Annotated in this window: 23 protein-coding genes and 1 tRNA gene; 13 read left to right on the forward strand and 11 right to left on the reverse strand. The window is 69.9% G+C overall.

What is annotated here, in order from left to right:
- Positions 1 to 83: 83 nt before the first annotated feature.
- The gene (locus AC4D2F_RS09050; protein WP_490910242.1) at positions 84 to 1,373 is read left to right on the forward strand and encodes an alpha-hydroxy acid oxidase; all 1,290 of its coding nucleotides are present in this window, start codon (positions 84 to 86) and stop codon (positions 1,371 to 1,373) included.
- Positions 1,374 to 1,521: 148 nt separating this feature from the next.
- Entirely contained in the window at positions 1,522 to 1,842 is a 321-nt protein-coding gene (locus AC4D2F_RS09055) for a hypothetical protein (protein WP_490910243.1), read from the forward strand.
- A gap of 64 nt (positions 1,843 to 1,906) precedes the next feature.
- On the opposite strand, the gene AC4D2F_RS09060 is transcribed toward AC4D2F_RS09055, so the two are convergent.
- Positions 1,907 to 2,209 carry a DUF4193 domain-containing protein gene (locus tag AC4D2F_RS09060; protein ID WP_490910244.1) on the reverse strand — a complete coding sequence of 101 codons (303 nt, stop codon included), beginning with the start codon at positions 2,207 to 2,209 and terminating at the stop codon, positions 1,907 to 1,909.
- Between the two features lie 288 nt (positions 2,210 to 2,497).
- On the opposite strand from AC4D2F_RS09060, the gene AC4D2F_RS09065 reads away from it, so the two are divergent.
- The 4 genes from AC4D2F_RS09065 (at position 2,498) to AC4D2F_RS09080 (ending at position 5,568) form a co-directional block, all read left to right on the forward strand.
- Entirely contained in the window at positions 2,498 to 2,938 is a 441-nt protein-coding gene (locus AC4D2F_RS09065) for a DUF2243 domain-containing protein (RefSeq protein ID WP_490910245.1), read from the forward strand.
- A complete protein-coding gene (locus tag AC4D2F_RS09070; protein ID WP_490910246.1) occupies positions 2,931 to 3,803 on the forward strand; it encodes a cytochrome c oxidase assembly protein in 873 nt (290 codons plus the stop codon). Before AC4D2F_RS09065 ends, AC4D2F_RS09070 begins: the two co-directional genes overlap by 8 nt.
- Before the next feature lie 119 nt (positions 3,804 to 3,922).
- Positions 3,923 to 5,245, forward strand: coding sequence for an alpha-amylase family glycosyl hydrolase (locus AC4D2F_RS09075; protein ID WP_490910247.1), 1,323 nt, complete (start codon positions 3,923 to 3,925; stop codon positions 5,243 to 5,245).
- 53 nt (positions 5,246 to 5,298) lie between these two features.
- The gene (locus tag AC4D2F_RS09080; protein WP_490910248.1) at positions 5,299 to 5,568 is read left to right on the forward strand and encodes a hypothetical protein; all 270 of its coding nucleotides are present in this window, start codon (positions 5,299 to 5,301) and stop codon (positions 5,566 to 5,568) included.
- A 39-nt stretch (positions 5,569 to 5,607) separates the two neighbouring features.
- Here the strand turns inward: AC4D2F_RS09080 and AC4D2F_RS09085 are convergent, their stop codons facing one another.
- Entirely contained in the window at positions 5,608 to 6,177 is a 570-nt protein-coding gene (locus tag AC4D2F_RS09085) for a hypothetical protein (RefSeq protein ID WP_490910249.1), read from the reverse strand.
- A 277-nt stretch (positions 6,178 to 6,454) separates the two neighbouring features.
- Positions 6,455 to 6,527 (reverse strand) — tRNA-Ala (locus AC4D2F_RS09090).
- 112 nt (positions 6,528 to 6,639) lie between these two features.
- Here AC4D2F_RS09090 and AC4D2F_RS09095 point away from each other — a divergent pair.
- From AC4D2F_RS09095 to AC4D2F_RS09105, 3 genes are all read left to right on the forward strand, one after another.
- Positions 6,640 to 8,217, forward strand: a complete 1,578-nt coding sequence (locus tag AC4D2F_RS09095) for a DHA2 family efflux MFS transporter permease subunit (protein WP_104167828.1) — start codon at positions 6,640 to 6,642, stop codon at positions 8,215 to 8,217.
- A 36-nt stretch (positions 8,218 to 8,253) separates the two neighbouring features.
- Positions 8,254 to 9,732: a S10 family peptidase gene (locus AC4D2F_RS09100; RefSeq protein ID WP_490910250.1), complete on the forward strand. Its 1,479-nt coding sequence runs from the start codon at positions 8,254 to 8,256 to the stop codon at positions 9,730 to 9,732.
- A gap of 242 nt (positions 9,733 to 9,974) precedes the next feature.
- Positions 9,975 to 11,717, forward strand: a complete 1,743-nt coding sequence (locus AC4D2F_RS09105) for a glycoside hydrolase family 15 protein (protein ID WP_490910251.1) — start codon at positions 9,975 to 9,977, stop codon at positions 11,715 to 11,717.
- A 3-nt stretch (positions 11,718 to 11,720) separates the two neighbouring features.
- Here the strand turns inward: AC4D2F_RS09105 and AC4D2F_RS09110 are convergent, their stop codons facing one another.
- Positions 11,721 to 12,221 carry a DUF456 domain-containing protein gene (locus AC4D2F_RS09110; RefSeq protein ID WP_104167825.1) on the reverse strand — a complete coding sequence of 167 codons (501 nt, stop codon included), beginning with the start codon at positions 12,219 to 12,221 and terminating at the stop codon, positions 11,721 to 11,723.
- A 126-nt stretch (positions 12,222 to 12,347) separates the two neighbouring features.
- On the opposite strand from AC4D2F_RS09110, the gene AC4D2F_RS09115 reads away from it, so the two are divergent.
- Positions 12,348 to 13,391 (forward strand): hypothetical protein, encoded by a 1,044-nt coding sequence (locus AC4D2F_RS09115; protein WP_490910252.1) that lies wholly within the window; start codon positions 12,348 to 12,350, stop codon positions 13,389 to 13,391.
- A gap of 73 nt (positions 13,392 to 13,464) precedes the next feature.
- Here the strand turns inward: AC4D2F_RS09115 and AC4D2F_RS09120 are convergent, their stop codons facing one another.
- A complete protein-coding gene (locus AC4D2F_RS09120) occupies positions 13,465 to 14,382 on the reverse strand; it encodes an SDR family oxidoreductase (RefSeq protein WP_104167823.1) in 918 nt (305 codons plus the stop codon).
- Between the two features lie 326 nt (positions 14,383 to 14,708).
- Positions 14,709 to 15,566 carry an SGNH/GDSL hydrolase family protein gene (locus tag AC4D2F_RS09125; protein WP_490910253.1) on the reverse strand — a complete coding sequence of 286 codons (858 nt, stop codon included), beginning with the start codon at positions 15,564 to 15,566 and terminating at the stop codon, positions 14,709 to 14,711.
- Positions 15,567 to 15,655: 89 nt separating this feature from the next.
- Between AC4D2F_RS09125 and AC4D2F_RS09130 the strand changes: the two genes are divergently transcribed.
- Genes AC4D2F_RS09130 through AC4D2F_RS09140 form a run of 3 tightly spaced genes read left to right on the forward strand, consistent with a single transcriptional unit; the run spans position 15,656 to position 17,454 of the window.
- Positions 15,656 to 16,504 (forward strand): SDR family oxidoreductase, encoded by an 849-nt coding sequence (locus AC4D2F_RS09130; protein ID WP_490910254.1) that lies wholly within the window; start codon positions 15,656 to 15,658, stop codon positions 16,502 to 16,504.
- Positions 16,505 to 16,510: 6 nt separating this feature from the next.
- On the forward strand, positions 16,511 to 17,182 hold the full coding sequence (locus tag AC4D2F_RS09135; RefSeq protein WP_104167820.1) for a flavin reductase family protein: 672 nt from the start codon (positions 16,511 to 16,513) through the stop codon (positions 17,180 to 17,182).
- A 41-nt stretch (positions 17,183 to 17,223) separates the two neighbouring features.
- On the forward strand, positions 17,224 to 17,454 hold the full coding sequence (locus AC4D2F_RS09140) for a zinc-ribbon domain-containing protein (protein WP_104167819.1): 231 nt from the start codon (positions 17,224 to 17,226) through the stop codon (positions 17,452 to 17,454).
- Positions 17,455 to 17,466: 12 nt separating this feature from the next.
- On the opposite strand, the gene AC4D2F_RS09145 is transcribed toward AC4D2F_RS09140, so the two are convergent.
- The 5 genes from AC4D2F_RS09145 to AC4D2F_RS09165 form a co-directional block, all read right to left on the reverse strand.
- Entirely contained in the window at positions 17,467 to 18,213 is a 747-nt protein-coding gene (locus AC4D2F_RS09145; RefSeq protein WP_490910255.1) for an anti-sigma factor domain-containing protein, read from the reverse strand.
- Positions 18,200 to 18,763, reverse strand: coding sequence for an RNA polymerase sigma factor (locus tag AC4D2F_RS09150; protein ID WP_258069871.1), 564 nt, complete (start codon positions 18,761 to 18,763; stop codon positions 18,200 to 18,202). Before AC4D2F_RS09150 ends, AC4D2F_RS09145 begins: the two co-directional genes overlap by 14 nt.
- A 75-nt stretch (positions 18,764 to 18,838) precedes the next feature.
- Positions 18,839 to 19,531, reverse strand: a complete 693-nt coding sequence (locus AC4D2F_RS09155) for a class F sortase (protein ID WP_490910256.1) — start codon at positions 19,529 to 19,531, stop codon at positions 18,839 to 18,841.
- A 75-nt stretch (positions 19,532 to 19,606) separates the two neighbouring features.
- Positions 19,607 to 20,425 carry a DUF4397 domain-containing protein gene (locus AC4D2F_RS09160; RefSeq protein ID WP_490910257.1) on the reverse strand — a complete coding sequence of 273 codons (819 nt, stop codon included), beginning with the start codon at positions 20,423 to 20,425 and terminating at the stop codon, positions 19,607 to 19,609.
- Between the two features lie 104 nt (positions 20,426 to 20,529).
- A complete protein-coding gene (locus tag AC4D2F_RS09165; RefSeq protein WP_104167816.1) occupies positions 20,530 to 21,378 on the reverse strand; it encodes an HpcH/HpaI aldolase/citrate lyase family protein in 849 nt (282 codons plus the stop codon).
- Positions 21,379 to 21,414: the final 36 nt, after the last annotated feature.

A 21,414-nucleotide genomic window follows, 5' to 3' on the forward strand; every position in this document is an offset into this window, starting at 1 on the left:
CGCCGTAGGATCTGTGGTCCGACCTCACTCGGCGCTCGACGACGCCGGCTGAGCCACGGTCCGACGACGAGCAAAGGCAGACCATGCAGACACCCTCGAGTGCATCCGTCCCTCCCGCCCTGAGGCGCCGGATCCCCAAGGTCGCGGACCTCGCACCGCTCATGCAGTTCAAGAAGCCGGAATTCGGCGCCGCCGGGCGCCTCCAGCGTGCCAACACCGTCTGGGATCTCCGCGACCTGGCCAAGCGGCGCACGCCCACCGCGCCCTTCGACTACACGGACGGTGCGGCGGAGGCCGAGATCTCCCTGGGGCGTGCACGCCAGGCGTTCCTCGACGTCGAGTTCCGGCCGGGCATCCTGCGGAACGTGGAGACGGTCAGCACGGTCACCCCGATCCTCGGGAAGGACTCCGCACTGCCGTTCGGTATCGCCCCCACCGGCTTCACGCGCATGATGCAGTCCGAGGGCGAGTACGCCGGGTCCCGGGCGGCCGCGGCTGCGGGCATCCCCTACACGCTCTCGACCATGGGCACGGCATCCATCGAGGACGTGGCGCAGGCGGCGCCGGACGGGCGCAACTGGTTCCAGCTGTATCTGTGGACGGACCGCGACCGCTCCATGGAGCTCATCGCGCGTGCCGCCGCGGCAGGCAACGACACCCTCATGGTCACCGTGGACACCGCGGTCGCCGGGGCCCGCCTCCGGGATGTCCGGAACGGGATGACCATCCCGCCGGCCCTGACCCTGAAGACCGTCGTGGATGCCTCGTACCGGCCTGCGTGGTGGTTCAACTTCCTCACCCACGAGCCGCTGTCCTTCGCCTCCCTCTCCCGCTACTCGGGCACGGTGGCCGACCTCATCAACTCGATGTTCGACCCCACCCTCACGTTCGAGGACCTCGACTGGCTGCGCAGCGTGTGGAAGGGCAACCTCGTGGTGAAGGGCATCCAGACGCTCGACGACGCGAAGAAGGCGGTGGACCACGGTGCTGACGGGATCATCCTGTCCAACCACGGCGGGCGCCAGCTGGACCGCGCGCCCGTCCCCCTGCACCTGCTGCCGCGCGTCGCCGCCGAGCTGAAGGGCAGGACGGCGATCATCCTCGACACGGGCATCATGAGCGGCGGGGACGTCGTCGCCGCCATGGCACTCGGCGCCGACTTCACCCTGATCGGCCGGGCCTACCTGTACGGCCTCATGGCCGGTGGCCGCAAAGGCGTGGACCGCACCCTCGAGATCCTCGGCACGCAGACGGCCCGCACCATGCAGCTCCTGGGCGTGAACCGGATCGGGGACCTCAATCCCGACCACGTCCGGCTGCTCGGCGAAGCACCCGCCGATGCCGATCTGCCGAAAGCCGCGATGACGCTGTAGGTGCCACCGCGATCCCGTTCCCGGACACCCCGGGTCCCATTACATATCGATTCGGTATCAATTTCCGGGAGAGCCCGGATGCCGGTCTAGTCTTTCCTCCAGTGGTCCTGCCCTGGGCGGGCCCGAGGGACCGATCCGGGAGACGAATATGGCGCGTAGGCGGGTGCACCATCCGTTGCCCTACAGGCGCGCCCGGTCCCTGCTCTACGTCATCGGGCTGTTCTGGCTGTGGCTGTGGCTCGGCGGCGGCGCCCTCGTGGATGGGCTCCACCATTCGCCGGTCCACGCGGCGCTCGCGGTGTACGCCGTCGCCGTCGTCCTCCTCGTGTCCATCCCCGCCGCGCTGCTCGCGGTGATCAGGATGCTCCTCACGCACGCCCGCCGGCGCGCCGTCGTCATGGCCCTGCCACTCCCGCGGCAGGCACCGCGAGAGGACGCGCACTGGTGGTACGGCGGGAAGGCCTCCTGAGGACTGCCCGCGGAACGGGACGGCCCCCTCGAGGGAGCGCCGTCCGTCAGCACCAGCGGGAGGTCTAGCCCTCGCAGTCGGTGCAGTACTGCCGGCCGTTCTTCTCGAGGGCGATCTGGCTGCGGTGCCGGACCAGGAAGCAGGACGCACACGTGAACTCGTCCTCCTGCGGCGGGATCACCTGGATGAGGAGTTCCTCGCCGGAGAGATCCGCACCCGGCAGATCGATGCCCTCCGCGGTGTCGCCGTCCTCGACGTCGACCGACGACGACTGGGCGGTGCTGCCGCGGTTCGCCTGGAGTGCCTCCAGGGATTCCGCTTCCTTGTCCTCGTCGTTGTTGCGCGGTGCGTCGTAGTCCGTTGCCATGCCGATGCCGTTCTTCGAGGGGGTCTGGTGCCCGGTGGGGCGTGTGCAGCACCTGAGTCTAATGGCAGGAATCAGCGCGCACGCGGCTTCCAGCGCTCCCCGTGATGCTTGTCATACCACCCGGGGCCGGGGTCCGCCTGCCGGGAAACCGGTGGACGCCCACCCGGCTGCGCTGGCACGCTGGACATTGTCCCAGCCCACCCGACGACGGGGAATACCATCGCCTCATCCACCCGGCCTCCCGCATCCGCTCCCCGCGCGGGCGCGCGTTCCCCCGGGCGTCGTAACGTGCTGGTGGGGGTCCTGTTCGGCTGCGGGATCATCGCCTTCATCGACGAGGCCGTGTTCCACCAGCTGCTCCATTGGCACCACTTCTACGACCGGTCGACGCCCGGCGCCGGCCTCGTGTCCGACGGCCTCTTCCACGCCTTCAGCTGGTTCGCGACGGTGGCGTCGCTCTTCCTGTTCGCCGACCTCCGACGCCGCAACGCACTGGACACCCGCCGGTGGGTGGGCGGAACCCTCGTGGGGATCGGCGCCTTCCAGCTGTACGACGGCCTGATGCACCACAAGATCCTGGACCTGCACCAGATCCGCTACGGCATCGACCTCCTGCCGTACGACCTGCTGTGGAACGGCGCCGCGGTGGTGTTCCTGGTCGCCGGACTCCTCGTGCTCAGGACGGCCCGGCGCGCCGGACGCGGGGGCGACACCGCGGACCGTGCCTGACGGCCCGCACCACCCCGGACCACCGGCGCCCGTCGTCGGTGATCCGACCGCCTTCGCGCCGGACGCGGCAGCCGTCGTCGTCTGGGCCTGCCTCGCCGTGCTGTATCTCGCCGCCGGGCGTGCCGCCGCCCTGCGCGGACGCGACGCCCGTCCGCTCCGGTACTCGATCGCATGGCTGTCCGGGACGGCGCTCGGGCTCGCCGTGACAGCGGGCCCCCTGGCACAGGCCGCCGCCGGGACCTTCACCGGGCACATGGCCGTCCATCTCGTCCTGGGCATGATCGTTCCACTGCTGCTCGTCCTCGGCGCTCCCGCCACCGTCTTCCTGCGGGCCGTGCCGGGCCGGGTGGGGCGCACGTACAGCAGGATCGTCCGTACGGCGGCGCTGCGGCTGCTCGCCCATCCCCTCACCGCCATGCTCCTGGCCACGGTACCCATGGCTCTTCTGTACTGGGACGGCGCAGGGCTCGCGGTGCTGCACCACGCCGTGCTCGGGCCGCTCCTCCACGTCCACTTCGTGGTATCCGGCACCCTGTTCGCCTATGCCGTCATCGGGATAGACCCCCATCCACACCGCGCACCTGCCTGGGTCAGGGCGGCGGTCGTCACGGCGGCCATCGCCGTGCACGGAATGGTCGCGAAGCACCTGTACTCCGTGGCCGGGCGGGGCGGCATGCCTCCCGACACCGAGCAGGCGGCCCTGCTCATGTACTACGGCGGCGATGTGGCCCACGCCCTCCTGCTGGTCCTCTTCTGCGCGCAGGTCTACCGCGAGACGGGACGGCACCGTCGAGGAGCCAGGATGCCGTCCGGGAGCACGGCCGGCTCCGACGCAGGACCGGGCGGGTCACCGACAGCCGGGTGACGTCCTGCCGCTCGCTGCGGGTGGCCGGCAGCTCGGCGACGTAGGCTGGTCAGCGCCCCGACTGCCGTCGGGGCGCTGCCCGAGAGGGGCGGGTGCGAGCAGACGGGAAGGCCTGTGCCATGAACGAACCCGAGTGGGTCCAGCACGCGATCTGGTGGCAGGTGTACCCCCTCGGCTTCGTGGGCGCGGAGAAGTCCGCCACCCAGGAGCCGGCCGAGGCGCATCGCCTGCTCGGTCTGATCCCGTGGCTCGATTACGCCGTGGACCTGGGCATGTCGGGGCTGGCACTCGGGCCCGTCTTCGCCTCCGAGACGCACGGCTACGACACCACGGACTACTTCGCCATCGATCCCCGGCTGGGCACGCTCGAGGACTTCGACACCCTGGTCGCGGAGGCGAACAGGCGCGGACTGCGTATCATCCTCGACGGCGTCTTCAACCACACGGGGCGCTCCTTCGCGCCGTTCCAGCAGGTCCTCGCCCAGGGGCCGGACGCGCCGACCACCGCCTGGTTCTCCCTCGACTGGCCCGACGGCGCCGGGCCCGGCGTCGAACCCGGGTACCGCGATTTCGAGGGCCACCACCACCTCGTGGCCCTGAACCACGAGGAGCCCGCGGTCGCGGACTTCGTCGTCGAAGTCATGGAGTACTGGCTGGGACGCGGGGCGGACGGCTGGCGGCTCGACGCCGCCTACGCCGTGCCGTCGTCGTTCTGGGCCGGGGTGACGCGGCGGGTCCGGGAGGCGCACCCCGACGCCTACTTCGTCGGCGAGTACATCCATGGGGACTACGCTGCGGCGGTCCAGTCCGGCGGCATCGATTCCACCACTCAGTACGAGCTGTGGAAGGCGATCTGGAGTTCGCTCAACGATGCGAACCTCTACGAGCTCGCCGCGGCCCTCGAGCGCCATGACGCGCTCCTCGCGGCCTTCGCGCCGCTGACCTTCATCGGGAACCACGACGTCACACGCATCGCGAGCAGGCTCGAGGACGCGTCCCTCGTGGAGCACGCCGTCGTCGTCCTCTTCACGGTCGGTGGGACTCCCTCCGTGTACTACGGGGACGAGCAGGGCTACCGCGGCATCAAGGCGGACCGCGCCGGGGGCGACGACGACGTCCGCCCCCTCTTCCCGCGCTCGCCGCAGGACCTCTCCCCGATCGGCGGGCCCGTCGTCGCCCTGCATCAGGAGCTCATCGGGCTGCGCCGCCGGCACGCATGGCTGCACCGGGCGAGGACCCAGGTGCTCCACCTGTCCAACGAGGTGCTCGCCTACCGCACCGCGCTCGGCTCCGACGCGCTCGTCGTGGTACTGAATCTCTCCTACGAGGCCCAGCGCGTCGGTGTCGCCGGCGCGTCGTCCGTCCTCGCCGGACACGCGGCGGTCGACGGCGGCGCGGACACGGCGCTCGTACCGGCCCGGCGCTGGGCCGTCCTCGGCTGAGGCACCTCCCGCGTGGATAATGGAGTTCCACGCCATGTTGCAGGGAGGGTCAGATGAGTTGGGACGAGCAGCCCGGGAACACCGACACGGCCGACTTCACGCCCTGGCCACGGCCGGTCCCGTGGCACGTGCTCACTGCGATCAAGAAGGTGCTCCTCGTGGCCGCGGTCCTCGTGGGCGTCCATCAGCTCTTCCCGTCCACCACGCTCGGCTCCTCCCTGAGCAGCACCTTCACCCTGCTCGTGGTGATGTCCTGGCTCGGACCACTCGCACGGATCCTCGCGGCGAAGCCCTGGACGCGGAAGGACCCCGACGAGGAGTAGGCGACGCGGCGCGACGGGTAGGCGGTCTTCATCGGTCGGCTAGGGATGTTCCGCCGACTCCTCGAGGGCCTCGCACAGATCGACCACGCCACTGGTGGTGTCCCTGACGATCTCGACCGCATCGGGTTCGACGGCGTCCTCGTCCTCCGAGAGGCTGATCTCGATCCTCAGCTTCCCGTCCTCGAAGTAGAAGAGCTCCGGGAACCCTCCTCTGTCCAGCTCCGCCGAGTCGGTCGCACTCACCGGATAGACGATCGAAGGCCCTTCCAACGTCTCCACGACGGTCGACCTGTCCGCCGAGATCCGCTGGCTGCCCGGCCCGGAGACGTCCAGTTCGTCGATGAAGCCTCCGTCGGGGAGGTCCCCGCCAGGGGTCGCCGTCAGGTCCACGGTGCCATCGCCCCGGTACCTGATCACCGTCGACCCGTCGTCCTTGAGCGTGGACTTGTAGTGGACGTCTCGGACGTCTCCGGAGGTCATGGTGACGCTGGTCCCGCACGCCGGGAACTCGATGGGGTCGTAGTAGTCGTCGGGGACGGGCACGTACTCGCCGTCCATGTCCGCCGGCGGCCAGGGGGCGGGAACCTCGTGGCGAGAAAGGAAAGACACAGCTTGTTCTGGATGTTCATCTCAGGCTCCCGAGTGCGGCAGGAGTGCAGCCGTGGTGCGTCCTGCCCGGATAAGGGGTGGATGCCGTGAAGGCGATGGGTCCGCCGACGGAACGGTCATCACCGTGTGCGTCAGTCAGGTCGTGCACCGCAACAAGCTACGCCTGGATTTTTCGGGCTGTCAATGGCAGCCGACGCCATACCGCTACCCGATCGGCGGACGAACCTACCCGCCGATCACCGGGGCACCGACAGCATGCACGTGCTGTGGGATCGAGTGGAGCTTAGGGGAATCGAACCCCTGACCTTTTCATTGCGAACGAAACGCTCTACCAACTGAGCTAAAGCCCCGGATACTACTTCCGAACACCAACACTGTACCCAGAAGTTCCCCCTACGCCCAAAGCGCGGGTGGTTCCCGCCCTCAGCGTGGATGTCAGCGCGCGGGCGTAGTCTTCTCCCCATGTCCAGCACCCCCACCCCGGCAACCGCCGGTCCCTCGAAGCACGACGAGATCAGGGCGTGGCCGGCCCTCTGGTCGCTCGTCATCGGCTTCTTCATGATCCTCGTGGATTCGACGATCGTCTCGGTTGCCACCCCGGCCATCATGGAGGGGCTGGACGCCGGCATCGACAGTGTCATCTGGGTGACGAGCGCCTATCTGCTGGCCTACGCCGTACCGCTGCTCGTGACGGGCCGGCTGGGTGACCGCTTCGGGCCGAAGCGCATCTACCTGGTGGGGTTGGTGGTCTTCACCCTCTCGAGCGCCTGGTGCGGGCTCTCCGGCACCGTGGAGGCACTCATCCTCGCCCGCGTGCTGCAGGGGTTGGGTGCCGCGCTCATGACGCCGCAGACCATGTCGGTCATCACCCGGATCTTCCCGCCCGAGCGGCGCGGTGCCGCCATGGGCCTGTGGGGTTCCGTCGCCGGCATCGCAACCCTCGTGGGCCCCGTGCTCGGCGGCATCCTCGTGGACTCCGCCGGGTGGGAGTGGATCTTTTTCATCAATGTCCCGATCGGCGTCATCGGCTTCATCCTCGCCTCCCGCCTCGTCCCGACCCTGCCCACCACGTCCCACCGCTTCGACATGCTCGGTGTGTTCCTCAGCGCAGCCGGCCTGTTCTGCCTCGTCTTCGGCATCCAGGAGGGTGAGACCTACAACTGGGGAACCATCGCCGGCCCCCTGTCCGTCTGGTCGCTGATCATCACGGGCATCGTGCTGCTCGTCGCCTTCGTGGTCTGGCAGAAGATCAACCGCGGCGAGCCCCTGGTGCCACTGCGGCTGTTCCGGGACCGCAACTTCTCCCTCGCCAACACCTCCATCAGCGCCATGGGCTTCGCCATCACCACCATGGCGCTGCCCCTCATGCTGTATGCGCAGACCGTCCGGGGCCTCTCGCCCACGCAGGCGGCGCTGCTCCTGACCCCGATGGCCGTCATCTCCGGCGCCCTCGCCCCCTTCGTCGGCAAATTCGTCCAGCGGGGCAACCCCAAGTACATGGCGATCGCGGGTTTCGCCGGCATGTCGGCGTCCCTCTTCTGGTTGGGGTCCATCCTCACGCCGGACGTCCCGATCTGGCAGCTCCTGCTGCCGATCTCCCTGCTCGGTCTCTCCAGCGCGGGGATCTGGGCGCCGGTGTCACTCACCGCCACCCGGAACCTCGCCCCGTCGCTGGCGGGAGCAGGGTCCGGCGTCTACAACACCACCCGCCAGATGGGCGCCGTGCTCGGGAGCGCTGCGATCGCGGCGATGATGCAGTCACGCCTCATGACGAACCTCGACGGCGGCGGCATGAGCGCCACCCCCGGAGGAGCGCTGCCCGACGAGTCGAAGGCCGGCTACGCCCTCTCGATGGGCCAGTCCCTCTACCTGCCGGCCGGCGTCATCATCATCGGCTTCCTCGCCGCGCTGTTCTTCGCCAGGCCGCAGCGGAACACCCAGTGGTCCCGGGACGCCGCGGCCGCAGGCTCGGCGGACCACGCCCAGGGTGACGCGCGACCGGCGACGGGCCCCCGGGCGACGACGCCCGCCGACTCCTGAGCTGTTGCCTCGGAGAACTACCGGTAGTCTTCTGGCATGGCTGATGAGACGACGGACACACCCACCACTGCCGCGCGGGAACAGGATGCACGGGCCAAGGAGGTGTCGGACGACTTCGCCGTCAGGGAGCACACGTCCGCCTCGGGGCTGAAGTACACGACGACGACCGGGCGGCTCGTCCTGCGGCGCGAGGAGACGAAGGACGGCAAGGTGGACGGCTTCAAGCCGAAGGCCGAGATCTTCCTCGTGGCGTACACCAAGCAGGACGCCGAGCCGGACCGGCCTGTCACCTTCGCCTTCAACGGCGGCCCCGGGTCCGCCTCCGTGTGGCTCCACCTGGGGCTGCTGGGTCCGCGCCTGGTGGACTCGGGGGACGTCGGCGCCATGACGCCCGCGCCCTTCGGGCTCGTCGACAACCCGGACAGCCTGCTGGAGTCGAGCGACCTCGTCATGATCGACCCGGTGAACACCGGCTACTCCCGCGTCGTCGACGGTGAGGCGGCCGACGAGTTCCACGCGTTCGTCCAGGACCGCGACCTCGTGGCGGAGGTCATCCGCCTCTGGACCACGCGCAACAACCGCTGGCTCTCCCCCAAGTATCTCGTCGGCGAGTCCTATGGCACGCTGCGTGCCGTCGCGGTGGCCGGGCGCCTGTTCGACGCCTACGGCATGGCCGTCAACGGGCTCGGCCTGATCTCCACCGTGCTCAACATGTCCACGCTGCGCTTCTTCCCGGGCAGTGACCTGCCCTACGCGCTCCACCTCCCCACCTACGCCGCCATCGCCCACTACCACGGGCGGCACGGTGACCGCGAGCTCTCCGACGTGCTCCGTGAGGCCGAGGAGTTCGCGGCGCGCGACTTCGGTTACGCCCTGACGCAGGGCAGCCGGTTGAGCCCGGCGGAGTACGACGACGTCGTCGCGCGACTGCACGCCATCACCACGCTCGACGAGGGCTTCATCCGCCGGACGAATCTCCGCTGGGCGTACCACGAGTTCGCTGCCGAACTCCTGCGCGGGGACGGCCTCGCGGTCGGCCGCATCGACGGCCGGTTCGCTGCCCGCCCCGAGAACCAGCAGGCCTCGGACTCCCTCGACGACCCGAGCATGCGGGCGATCACCGGACCGTACTCGGCGGCGATGAACCACTACGTCCGGGCCGAACTCGGCTACGAGAACGACCTCCCCTACGAGATCCTCACCGCCCGCGTCCAGCCGTGGAGTTACCGGACGTTCGAGGGCGCCCCCGTCGACGTCTCCGGCGTCCTCGAACGTCTCCTCGTGCACAATCCCGCCCTGCGCGTGCACGTCGACTACGGCTACCACGACGGCGCCACACCCCACTTCGCAGCCGAGTACGTCTGGGCGCACATGAATCTCGACGACGCCGCCCGGGCCCGCTTCACGCACCACTACCACGAGGCCGGGCACATGATGTACCTGAACCCGATAGCACGTGATGCCCAGCTCCGCGCGCTGGCTGCGTTCGTCACCGAGAACCGGACCACGCGGTGAATGATCAGTAGGATGATGAATCGACCGGCCGTGACCCTCGCGGCCCGGACCCGACCGTAAGGACACACCATGCTGCTGAAGAGAATCCTCTGGGCCCTCGTACCCGTCATCGCATCACGCCTCATGAACCGGCGGGGCCAGCCGTCGCGTGCCAGCAAGACGCGCTACAACGGCAGGTAGCAGCGGCAGGACACCACGGGACAGGAAGGCACGGTATCGCACTCCGGGATGAGGCGGGCTTCGTGGATCTCCGCTCCTACGCGGCGATCGGCGACGGCCGGACAGTGGCACTGGTGGCTCTCGACGGGTCCATCGACTGGTATCCGACCCCGGACCTCGATTCACCGCCGGCCTTCGCCCGGCTGCTGGATGCGCAGGAGGGCTTCCTGTCCCTCGCCCCCACGGAGGACTTCTCGGTGGAGCGCCGCTACGCGGACGGCTCCAACGTCCTGGAGAGCACCTACACCACTGCCGCAGGCACGGTGCGGGTCACGGATTCGCTCAACACGGGAGTGGCCGGCCGCCTTCCGTGGGGCGAGCTCGCCCGGCGTATCGACGGCCTGACCGGTTCCGTGGAGATGGCATGGGCCGTCGCACCCGGCACCTGTTTCGGCGCCGCATCGCCGTGGGTCGATACCGGTGCAGGGCATCCGATCCTGCGCATCGACGGCGTCGCGCTCGGTATCCTCGGCATCGACCACGGCCTCCGGCACTCCCAGGGGCGGTCCGTCGCGGGCGCCTTCACCACGTCACCGGACTCGAGGCACCTGGTCGCCGTCGTCTCCACGCACGGCGAGCCCCTCCCGCTCCCGGACCCGCAGACCATCGACGACGGCGTGGACCGCACCATCGCCAACTGGCAGTCGTGGTCGGACAACTTCGCCTACGACGGCGAGTACCGGCACGCGGTCCTGCGCAGCGCCCTCATCCTGAAGCTCCTGCTGCACAGCCCGTCCGGATCGATCGCCGCCGCAGCCACGACCTCCCTTCCCGAGAGCGTCGGGGGCGGCAAGAACTGGGACTATCGCTACGCGTGGGTGCGGGACACCGCCTACACACTGCATGCCCTCACCCGGGCGGGGGTCCGCGAGGAGGTCCACGCCGCCGTGTCGTGGATGCTGAAGAACCTGCGGGTGCAGGGGACCGAGCTGGAGGTCTTCACCCGGCTCAACGGTGACATCCCCGAGGGCACCGGACGCCCGGACCTGACCGGCTGGCGCCACATCGGGCCCGTCGTCGACGGCAATCCCGCCGCGGGCCAGCTGCAACTCGGCGTGTTCGGGGACATCTTCGACATCGTGTGGCAGTACGTCCAGGCAGGCCACGCCCTCGATCCGGCGACGATGCGCCAACTCGCCGACCTCGCCGACCTCACCTGCGACATCTGGCAGCGCCGCGACGCCGGCATGTGGGAGTTGCCGGAAGAACGGCACTACGTGACCTCCAAGCTCGGGTGCTGGAACGCACTGCGGTGCGCCGTCCTGCTGGCCGAGCGTGGCCAGCTCCAGGGGCCCGTCGAGCGGTGGGCCGCGGAGCGCGACCGCATCCGCGGCTGGGTGCATGAGCACGGCTGGTCCGAGGAACGCCAGAGCTACATCTGGTACCCGGGGTCCACCGAGCTCGACGCCTCGATCCTCCTGCATGCGATGAGCGGTTTCGATCGCGGACCGCGCATGTCCTCCACCCTGGACGCCCTCCGCGCGGAGCTCGGCGCGGGCCCCCTGCTCTACCGCTACAGCGGGATGCAGGAGGAGGAGGCGACGTTCGTGGCGTGCGCCTACTGGATGGTGTCGGCGCTCGTCGCCGTCGGCCGCCGGGACGAGGCCGTGCACCTGATGGAGGAGCTCGTGCCCCTGGCCAACGACGTCGGCATCATGGCCGAGATGATCGAACCGTCCGACAACGCGTTCATGGGCAACCTGCCGCAGGGGCTGAGCCACCTCGCACTGATCGTCGCGGCGCTGACCCTCTCGGGGGAGTCCTGACGCCTACTGGCCGGCGAAGTAGACCCAGACCCCGATGACCCAGGTGGCCCCGGCCAGGCAGGCGAGCGCCAGCTCGGCCAGGATCCCGAAGCCCGTCGCCTTCAGGGCATGCAGGCTCGAGGTCACCGCCTCCCGCACGTTCCGCTGCCGGGCGAACTCGCTCAGGAACAGCCCGAGGGCGAACCCGACGAAAAGGCCGACGACGGGGATGAGGAACATGCCCGCGATCCCCGCGAGCACACCGATGGTGACGGACCGGCCCGGGATCCGGCGCTGCCGGAGGGTCCTGCCGGTGAGGACGAGTCCGGCGGCGAGACCGGCACCCGCAAGGACGGTCCCGATCGCGAAGACCGTCCAGCCCGTGGCGCTCCCCACCGTGAGCGCCCAGACGAGCAGCGACACGATGATCAGGATGCTGCCCGGCAGCACCGGCACCACGACCCCCGCGATGCCCACGGCGATCAGGGCCCCGCACACCACGGTCATGAACAGCTGAGGATCCATGGCCCCAGTCTTCCATCCCCCGGTGCGGCGCGGCGCCACCGGTCTTTCCACCCGCCGTCATGGGATACTTCAAAGGAATACTAAGCCACCTTAGCGAGCCTGCGGGCCCTGAGATCAGGAGGACCGATGAGTACACCGGCAACAGGGAACACGGACGGCGAGCGCCGCGGCGCCGTCGGGTCCGAGCACGCCCAGACCCAGGACAACCCCACCGAACTGATGGACACCCACCGCACGGGAGCCGGAGAGAGCGGCTCCGGCGCTTCGGCCGTGGCGCCGTCGTCGGCCCGGAGCGGAGGGAACGACGCCGGGAGCGGGTACGAGTCCGACGACGACTCGGTCGGCGACTACGTCCCGGGCATGTATTCCGGTAGTTCGGCCGACACCGAGGACAGCACCCCCACCCGCCGGCAGGCGGCGCCGATCTCCGCCTCGCGGGACGAGCCGCGCCCTGCGGAGCACACGAGGACGCAGGCCCACACGCAGGTGGTCCCCGTGACGCCCGCCGGCAAGCGCGAGGAGCGCGGCACCGCCGATCCCGGCACCGACCGCCCCCTCCCCCGCGGCGCCGTGGCCGGCTCGGGTGTGCCCAGCCCGTCCGACCGCAAGCTGCTGCACCAGCGGGAGAAGGAACACTTCGGGGGCATGAAGTTCGGCTCCGCGTTCTTCGGCTGGCTCACCGCGACGGGCATGTTCGTGTTGCTCTCCGCGGTCGTGGGCGGCCTGGCCGCGCTGTTCGGCGTCGGCGGCACCCTCTCCATGCAGGACCTCACGAGCGGTTCGGGCGAGGCGCAGACCGCGGCCATCACGACCGCCGTCGTCCTCGGCATCATGCTGCTCGTCGCCTACTACACCGGCGGCTACGTCGCCGGACGCATGGCACGCTTCAGTGGCGCCAAGCAGGGTGTCGCCGTCTGGCTCTGGGCAGTGGTCGTCACCCTCGTTCTCGCGATCATCGGACTCATCGTCGGCAACCAGGCGAGCGTCACCGAGCGGGTCCAGGGTCTCGGCCTCCCCGCCCTGCAGGACTTCACGGGTCCCGGGCTCCTCGCCCTGCTCGTGGTGGCCGCCATCGCACTCGTCGGGGCCATCCTCGGTGGTCTCGCCGGCATGCGGTACCACCGCCGGATCGACCGCGCGGACTTCGACGCCCTGGACGAGGCGCCGTAACCGTCCAGCACCGTACAACACAGCAGCCCCGGACTCACAGGAGTCCGGGGCTGCTGTGGTCTGCCGTCAGGACCTACGGCGAAGGCATGCCGCCGTTGACGTTCAGGGTCTCGCCGAGCACGTAGCTCGACTCGGAGGACGCCAGGAAGACGTAGGCGGGCGCGAGTTCGGTCGGCTGGCCCGCACGGCCCAGCGGGGTGTCCTTCCCGAATTCGGGCAGTGCCTCTTTCGGCTGTCCGCCCGAGGGCTGCAGCGGCGTCCAGATGGGTCCGGGCGCCACAGCGTTGACGCGGATGCCCTTGGGCGCGAGCTGCTGCGCGAGTCCCTTGGTGAAGTTGTTGATCGCGGCCTTGGTGCTCGCGTAGTCCACGAGGGTGGGCGAGGGCTCGTAGGCCTGGATCGAGGTCGAGTTGATGATCGCCGAGCCGGGCTCGAGGTGCTTGAGCGCCTCCTTGGTCACCCGGAAGAACGAGTAGATGTTCGTCTTGTACGTGTGGTCCAGCTGCTCGTCGCTCAGGTCCTCGAGCGACTCGACGGCCACCTGCTTGCCGGCGTTGTTGACGAGGGTGTCCAGTCCGCCGAGGCCGTCCACGGCCTGCTGCACGAGGGAGATGCAGTACGCGGGGTCCTTCAGGTCACCCGGGATGCAGACGGCCGTGCGGCCCTCCGCCTCGATGAGTGCCTTGACGACCTGCGCGTCGCCTTCCTCCTCGGGGAGGTAGGACAGGGCGACGTCGGCTCCTTCGCGGGCGAAGGCGATGGCCACGGCGGCGCCGATCCCGGAGTCCGCGCCGGTGATGAGGGCCTTGCGACCCGTGAGGCGGCCCGTTCCGCGGTAGGAGGTCTCGCCGCGGTCGGCCTTGATCTCCATGCTGGACTCGAGCCCCGGCTCCGCCGTGTGCTCGGCAGGAGGGGTGATGCTCTCGAACCTGGTGACGGGGTTCTGGAAGGTGTACTGGTCGGTCGATCCTGTGGTGCTCTCGGAGGTCATGAGTGTTCTCCCTGGGTTGGTGCGTGTCCTGCGCCGCGACGGACGCCGGAACGAAGGTCGGCCCGCCGGTAAAGCTAAGCCTACTTACGACCCTAGGCGCGCGAGGACACCACCGACAAGTCGAGGACCACGCCGGACCGCACTGGCGGTAGCCGGCCTCGAGGACTATGGGCGGCAAGGGCAATCCTGCCGGAGGCGCGCACCGGCCGGAAGGTACTAGAAGATGACGGAGAAGAAACCCGCACCGATGCTGAGGACCAGGGCGGCGACGAGGAGCCAGACGATCGGGGTGCGGAGCCTGCGCATGTGATCCATAGGCGCCGAGTCTAGTCGCCGCTCCGCGGCCACCGTGCATCGCCTCGGGACGACGGGTGCCCGACCTGGGCCGCGGCCGCCCGTCGGGCGCGGGCCAGGCGCTTCAGCCCGTCGGCCGGGCGGACGGGTTCCGGCCATCGCGGTTGCAGATCGTCACCCAGCGTCACCTTCCGCAGGCGCCGCCCGAACATCGGCACCACCCACTCCCCGAGCCAGGCCGACTCGCGGCGCAGCCCCGCCACCAGCCCCGCATACCCCTCCCGCTCGGGCAGGCGCGGCGTGAGGGAGTGGTCGACGCCGAGGACCCGCAGCACGTGCGCCGCCAGGTTCCGGTGCCCGGCGGGGGACATGTGCAGCCGGTCGGCGTCCCACAGTCCCGGATCCGAGTACTCGTCGAAGCACCAGTAGTCCACGAGGACGGCGTCGTACGTTCGCGCGATGCGCCGCACGTGGTCGTTGTAGAGCCAGTTGCGGCGCTTCATCGGCTCGAAGACGGGGCTCAGCGGGATGTCGAACCCGGTGAACAGGAGCGGACGGGCGCCCGATGCCGCGATGCGCGCCACCACGGACTCGTACTCCCGCATGAGGGATGCCATGTCGGTACGCAGCTCGAGGATGTCGTTGCCGCCGGCGTAGAGGCTGACGAGGGTCGGCTCGAGGGCCAGCGCGCGGTCCACCTGTTCGTCCCGCACGTGGTGCAGCCGCTTGCTGCGGATCGCGAGGTTCGCGTACTCCCATGCGGGGTCCTGGCGCCCCAGCTGCTTGGCCACGCGGTCCGCCCAGCCCCGCACCCCGTTGGGGAAGGAGTTGTTCCAGTCACCGACCCCCTCGGTGAAGGAGTCCCCGATCGCCACGAACCGTCCAGCCATTCGAAGGAGCCTAGCGGCGCCCGGCGGCCCGCGGACCATCGGTCGGCGAACAGACGGTGAAGCGGGGAGGAAATATTTCCGTCCCCGCCGTGGCTGTTCCGGGCATGGAGCAGCGCATCGCAGTCACAGGGTCGACCGGCATGGTGGGCGGACGTGTCGCCCGGGAGCTCGCCGCCGAAGGGGCGCCGCTGATCCTCCCGGTCAGGTCACCGGACCGGGCGGAGCATCTCGCCGACGCCGTCATCCGGCAGTGCACGTACGCCGACGCCTCCGCCGCGGCGCTCGCGGGCGTCGATGTCCTGTTCATGGTCTCCGCCGCCGAGGAGGCCGACCGCGTGGCGACCCACCGCACCTTCATCGACGCGGCGAAGGCGGCCGGCGTGCGGCACGTCGTCTACACCTCGTTCCTCGGCGCCTCCCCCGACGCCACGTTCCTGCTCGGCCGTGACCACTGGGCCACGGAGGAGTACCTGCGGCGCTCCGGCATGGCCTGGACCTTCCTGCGTGACAATCTCTACCTCGACGTCGTACCCGCCCTCGCGGAGGACGGCGTCATCCGCGGTCCGGCCGGGGACGGCCGGCTCTCCGCCGTCGCCCGGTCCGACGTCGCCCGGGCAGCCGCCGCAGTGCTGCGGACGCCCACGGACCACGAAGGCAGAACGTACCGGCTGACCGGCCCGGAGTCCTTCACCCTGACCGAGGCCGCTGCGACCATGAGCGCGGCGACCCCCGCGACCGTGCGGTTCGAGGACCAGACGTACGACGAGGCGATGGCCTCCCGGGCCCACCACGGCGCGCCGCGCTGGCAGGTCGAGGCCTGGGTGAGCACGTACACGGCCGTCGCCCGCGGCGAGCTGGCCGAGGTGTCCCCCGACGTCGAACACCTCACCGGGCGGCGCCCGCTCGGCCTCCGCGACCTCCTCGCGGCGCAGGGCTAGGTCCGGATGCGCAAGGACGTCGTCCCGGACCCCGCGAACAGCCGCGCGTTCTACAAGTTCCTGACCTCCGTCGTCGTGCCACGCCCCATCGCCTGGGTCTCGTCGACGTCCGCTGAGGGCGTGGACAACCTGGCGCCGCACTCGTTCTTCACGATCGCGTCGGTCAACCCGCCGATCGTCCAGTTCACGTCCGTGGGCCGCAAGGACTCCGTGCGCAACATCGAGGCCACGGGCGAGTTCGTGGTGAGCTTCACCCCGGAGGACCTCTTCGAGGCCGTGAACGCCACCGCCACCGACTTCCCGCCGGAGACCAGCGAGTTCGACGCCGCCGGGCTCACCCGGGAGCCGAGCACCGCGGTGAAGCCACCGCGGGTCCTGGAATCCCCCGTGGCGCTCGAGTGCCGGCTGCACCTGATCCAGGAGATGGGCGACTGCACCCTCGTCTTCGGCGAGGTGCTGCACGCCGCGGTCTCGGAAGACGTGCTCGACGGCGACCTCCCCTCGATCGCCGCGCTCAGGCCGCTCTCGCGGCTGGGGAAGAACGAGTGGGGCACCGCGGGGACCATCCGGACGATTCCGCGCATCCCCGTCGGGGACTGGCCCGCGCACTACCGCGGGATCCGCACGGCTCCCGCCGCCCCTGAGTACCACGCGGAGCGCCGGAAGAGGGAATACTAAGGGGGCTTTCTTCTGTGTCGTCGGGCCCTTACCGTGAAGAGATGTTCTTCCTCTTCGGCCTCACCACACGTGAGCACCTCCAGTCCACCCGCTCCGCTTCCTGCCGCTACTGCGGGAGGTTCGCACCGCAGCAGGTGATCCAGCGCAGGACGAAGATCTCCGTGTTCTTCATCCCGCTCCTCACCGTGAACAAGACACGCCTGCAGGTGTGCACGAACTGCGGCGGCACCTCGCGCATCAACGGTGCGGAGGAGCGCGCCCTGGTCCGCTGACCGCGGCGGCGCTCAGCCTCCGACGGCGCCGATCGTGCCCCTGACCATGCTGACGCTGGAATGGGTGGGGTCCCCGTCGAAGGGCTCGTCGGAGATGTCCACGATGGGGTACTGCGCCAGGTCGATGTCGTCCGGCACCGCGAAGCTGCCATGCTCCGCCTCCAGCAGGCCGATGCTGTACATCTCCTGCAGGTCGGGGGCGATCAGCCACACCTGCCGGAACCCCTCCGGCGTCGCCCCGGCGAGGTCCACGTCGAGGCTCCGGGTACCGTCCTCGGCACGCGAGACCGTCGCCTCCCCGGAGCCGGAGAAGCCGGGCAGCGGCTCGAGCTCGGTCTGGGCCAGCACCACGCTGTTCTCCCCCGGCCGCAGGGTCTCCCACCCCCAGAGCGCTCCTCCACCCACCAGGATGCCGACACCGGCGGCGACCGCAAGCCAGCGGGTGGAGAACTGCCGCCTCCCGCGGTCGGGCCTGTCCCTGACCGCAGAGAGGTTCTGCACGGTCGCCACCGACTCCGCATCGGGCCCCGCGCCCTCCGCACGCAGGCCGAGCTCGGCCCTGATGGCCTCCCAGATCGCCGGGTCGGGCCGCTCGAGGACCGCTACGGTACCATCGGCTTTCGCGGCGGCGACGACGCTCCGCAGTTCGTCCACCTCGGCCGCGCACGTGCCGCACTGTCCCAGGTGCTCCTGCGACCAGGGGTCGAGTGGTTCACCCAGCGCAGCGAGTCCGACGGCGTCCGGATCAAGATGCTGCATTCCACTCCCCCAATCGATTGCGTAGGTGCACGAGACTCCTTCGGATGTGGCTCTTGACGGTTCCCAGGGGGAGATTCATCCGCGCCGAGATCTGTTGATGTGTGAGGTCTTCGTAGAAGGCCAGCTTGAGGATGGAGCCCTGGGGCTCCCCGAGCCGTTCCAGCTCCGAGCCCAGGACCACGCGGTCGGTGATGGTGTCCACACCGAGATCGAGGGCGGCGCCGGATTCCGGGGCGAAGCCGGCCCGGGCCACCAGCTGTTCCTGCCGGCTGCGGGCCGAGAGCGAGTCGAGGATGACGTTCCGGCAGATCCCCATGATCCACGCCGGCACCACCCCTGATTCCGGGTCGAAGCGGTCCCTCGATCGCCAGGCCCTGACGAACACGTCCTGGGTGACGTCCGCGGCGGCCGCACGGTCCCTCAACGATCGCAGGGCGATCGTGTACACGAGCGGGGAGAAACACTCGTACGCAGCGGTCATCGCCCGCTCGTCCCCTGCGGAGAAATCCAGGTCGAGCTGCTTCGTCCACTCGGGGCCCGGAGATGCCACGTGTCACTCCTCAAGCCGGGGCCGATGCCGCACCGATGCGGCATCCTGTGATCCTAGGCTCTTACCCCATCAGACTCAGAGCGGTAAGGCTGTGAGCACTACATTATCCTCATAGTCCCCTTCCTCGGGCAGCCACTCACCCCCACAGGTGATGATCTTGAGCTCGTGGCTGCCGTCGCGGTCGAAGATCTCCGACCCGTCCAGCGTGGCCTTCGGGACGTTCCGTACGTCGGAGACCGCATAGGTCAGTGACCGCCCGTCCTCCAGCCCCACCGTGACGGTGGTCCCGATCGCGACGTCCTTCAGCTGGGCGAAGGGCATCACCTCCGTGAGGCTGTCGACGTGGGCGGCGATTACCGCATTGCCGGCTTCCGCACCTGGCGCGGGGCCGTACCGGTACCACCCCGCTTCGTAGAAGCTGTCGGGGATCTCCATGGCGTCGTTCTCCTCGATCCCGACGTCCACGACCTTCACGGAGATGTCGGTGCCGGCGACGACGAGCGAGACCGGGGCCGGGTCCTGCGGCCGGAGCGCCCCGTCCGCAGGCTGGACGGGCACGTCGGTGATCGCCGTCGGTGGCACGGCGGCCTCGGACGCCGGGGCTGGGGCGGGCGCCGGAACTGCGGCGTCGCCGGCGGGCGCCGACCGGGTGGGGACGGGAGCCGTGATGGCCGGTGCCGGATCCGCCGGATCGTCGGCCTGCGCGCATCCCACGAGGAGGATGGAGGCGAGGACCGCCGCGGCTGTCGCTGATCGTCTGGGATGCACTGTCCGGAACTCTCCTGCAGATGGTGGTGCCGGGCGGGGAGGAGTGGGGTACCTCCCCGCCCGGCAGTACTGGTGTCAGACGCGGGCGGTCCGACGGCGGGCGACGGCTGCCGCGCCGCCCAGCAGGACCAGGAGGAACGCCCCGATCCCGACGGCCGCGCCGTTGTCGTCCTGGGCCGCGAGGCCGGACTGGCCTCCGGGGACGGCACCCGGCGAGGAGTGGAGTCCCTCGATCGACTGGGTGGCGAGCGCGAGGTTGCCGGCCTCGAGGCTGCCCCAGGCATAGACGATCGTCGAGGTGCCCTCGGGGAGGTTCAGATCGGCAGGGCCGATCACCGGGTCGGTGGTGCCCGTGGCTGCGACGGCCGCCGACACCATGCCGGGATCCGTGGTCAGCGAAGCCTCGTCCGGGTTGCTGAGGTTCTGGACGATCGGCGCATCGCCGGCCAGGACGTCGACGGCGGGAGCGGCCGCGACGTGGCGGACCGTCAGCCGTGTCTTGCCGGCCTCGATGGTCGAGACGTCGTTGGTGAAGAAGTTCGCCGTCGGCTGCCCCGCGGCGTCGAGATTCGCCGTCGCGGTGTAGTTCCCACCGGCCTCCAGCGTCACGTCGACGGGACCGATCACCGGCGCACTGGCATCCGCGGCGTCCGACGCCGTGATGGCCAGCTGGTAGTTCCCCGCCGGCAGGGCGAGCGGACCGGCCAGCGTGCCCGGGGTGAAGTCGTCCAGCGTGAGGGCGCCGTTGACGTAGACGTCGACGGTGAGGTCGGGGACGCCGTGAAGGACGGACAGGGACGCATCGGCCGGCGCTTCGGCTGCGGTCGCCGGGGCGGCGATGGACGCTGCTCCCAGGGCTGCGACGGCTCCAATGGCGTACAGGCTTCGTTGCATGGCTACTCCTTGGTGTGGCCCCGTGGCGGGGCTTTTTCGCTGACACCCGGTACTACCCGATGGCGGGGCGATTCGGATGCACGGAACACCAAGAATTTTTTCGGTCAGGCGTTCCAGAGCCCGTAGGAGTCCGCGAGGGAGGAGATCTTCTGCGCGCGTGCCAGGCGCGGCAGGTAGGAGCCGTCACCCACCACGGCGCCGGCGGCGTGCTCGCGGAGGAGCTCGGCGGCCCAGCTGATCTCGGACTCACTGGGCGACAGCCCGCGGTTGATGGTGTCGGTCGCATCGGTCAGCAGGCACAGCTTGCCCGTCATCCCCATGGAGGCCGTGACCCTGCAGGCCTCGAGCAGCTCGTCCCCCAGGGCGCCGACGGTGGGGCCGTCGATCGGTCCGGGCAGCTGCCCCACGCGGGAGGCGACCACGAGCTTCGACCGCGCATAGGCGAGCGCCATCGGGTCGTCGGAGGCACCGGTGTCGCGCCGGAAATCGCCGACGCCGAACGCCAGGCGGAACGTGCCCGGCGCGCTGGCGATCGCCGTCGCGTTCTCGATGCCGAGCGCCGATTCGATGAGCGCCAGCACGGGCGTGCCGGCCTGGAGGCGCATGGCCGTGTGGGTGACCTGTTCGGGCTTCTCCGTCATGGCGAGCATGACGCCGCGCAGGCCGGGCGCCCTGGACAGGGCGGCCAGGTCATCGGCCCAGTACTCCGTCTCGATGCCGTTGACCCGCACCCACGCCGTCATCCCGGTGGAGAGGGCCTCGACCACGCGCTCCCGCGCTTCGGCCTTGCCTGCCGCGGGGACGGCGTCCTCCATGTCGAACACCACGGAGTCGGCCTCGGAGGTGAGGGCCGGGATGAAGGTGTCCTCGGAAGCCGCGGAGGCCAGCAGCCAGGATCGTGAGAGCTTGGCGGGAAGCGCTGCGGCGCGGCTGTTTCTGAGGAAGGTGGCCATGGTCAAACACTACTGAGGATCGCTCCGAGTTACCCA

It is taken from the genome of Arthrobacter sp. TJ-263, from assembly GCF_058269155.1.

What these genes read in the sequence shown, in the direction of transcription:
- AC4D2F_RS09095 (WP_104167828.1), top strand. Translation starts at nt 6,640, where the DNA reads ATGTCCAGCACCCCCACCCCGGCAACCGCCGGTCCCTCGAAGCACGAC.
- AC4D2F_RS09165 (WP_104167816.1), bottom strand. Translation starts at nt 21,378, where the DNA reads ATGGCCACCTTCCTCAGAAACAGCCGCGCCGCAGCGCTTCCCGCCAAG.
- AC4D2F_RS09160 (WP_490910257.1), bottom strand. Translation starts at nt 20,425, where the DNA reads ATGCAACGAAGCCTGTACGCCATTGGAGCCGTCGCAGCCCTGGGAGCA.
- AC4D2F_RS09050 (WP_490910242.1), top strand. Translation starts at nt 84, where the DNA reads ATGCAGACACCCTCGAGTGCATCCGTCCCTCCCGCCCTGAGGCGCCGG.
- AC4D2F_RS09110 (WP_104167825.1), bottom strand. Translation starts at nt 12,221, where the DNA reads ATGGATCCTCAGCTGTTCATGACCGTGGTGTGCGGGGCCCTGATCGCC.
- AC4D2F_RS09075 (WP_490910247.1), top strand. Translation starts at nt 3,923, where the DNA reads ATGAACGAACCCGAGTGGGTCCAGCACGCGATCTGGTGGCAGGTGTAC.
- AC4D2F_RS09140 (WP_104167819.1), top strand. Translation starts at nt 17,224, where the DNA reads ATGTTCTTCCTCTTCGGCCTCACCACACGTGAGCACCTCCAGTCCACC.
- AC4D2F_RS09115 (WP_490910252.1), top strand. Translation starts at nt 12,348, where the DNA reads ATGAGTACACCGGCAACAGGGAACACGGACGGCGAGCGCCGCGGCGCC.
- AC4D2F_RS09080 (WP_490910248.1), top strand. Translation starts at nt 5,299, where the DNA reads ATGAGTTGGGACGAGCAGCCCGGGAACACCGACACGGCCGACTTCACG.
- AC4D2F_RS09120 (WP_104167823.1), bottom strand. Translation starts at nt 14,382, where the DNA reads ATGACCTCCGAGAGCACCACAGGATCGACCGACCAGTACACCTTCCAG.
- AC4D2F_RS09060 (WP_490910244.1), bottom strand. Translation starts at nt 2,209, where the DNA reads ATGGCAACGGACTACGACGCACCGCGCAACAACGACGAGGACAAGGAA.
- AC4D2F_RS09135 (WP_104167820.1), top strand. Translation starts at nt 16,511, where the DNA reads ATGCGCAAGGACGTCGTCCCGGACCCCGCGAACAGCCGCGCGTTCTAC.
- AC4D2F_RS09100 (WP_490910250.1), top strand. Translation starts at nt 8,254, where the DNA reads ATGGCTGATGAGACGACGGACACACCCACCACTGCCGCGCGGGAACAG.
- AC4D2F_RS09055 (WP_490910243.1), top strand. Translation starts at nt 1,522, where the DNA reads ATGGCGCGTAGGCGGGTGCACCATCCGTTGCCCTACAGGCGCGCCCGG.
- AC4D2F_RS09125 (WP_490910253.1), bottom strand. Translation starts at nt 15,566, where the DNA reads ATGGCTGGACGGTTCGTGGCGATCGGGGACTCCTTCACCGAGGGGGTC.
- AC4D2F_RS09145 (WP_490910255.1), bottom strand. Translation starts at nt 18,213, where the DNA reads ATGCAGCATCTTGATCCGGACGCCGTCGGACTCGCTGCGCTGGGTGAA.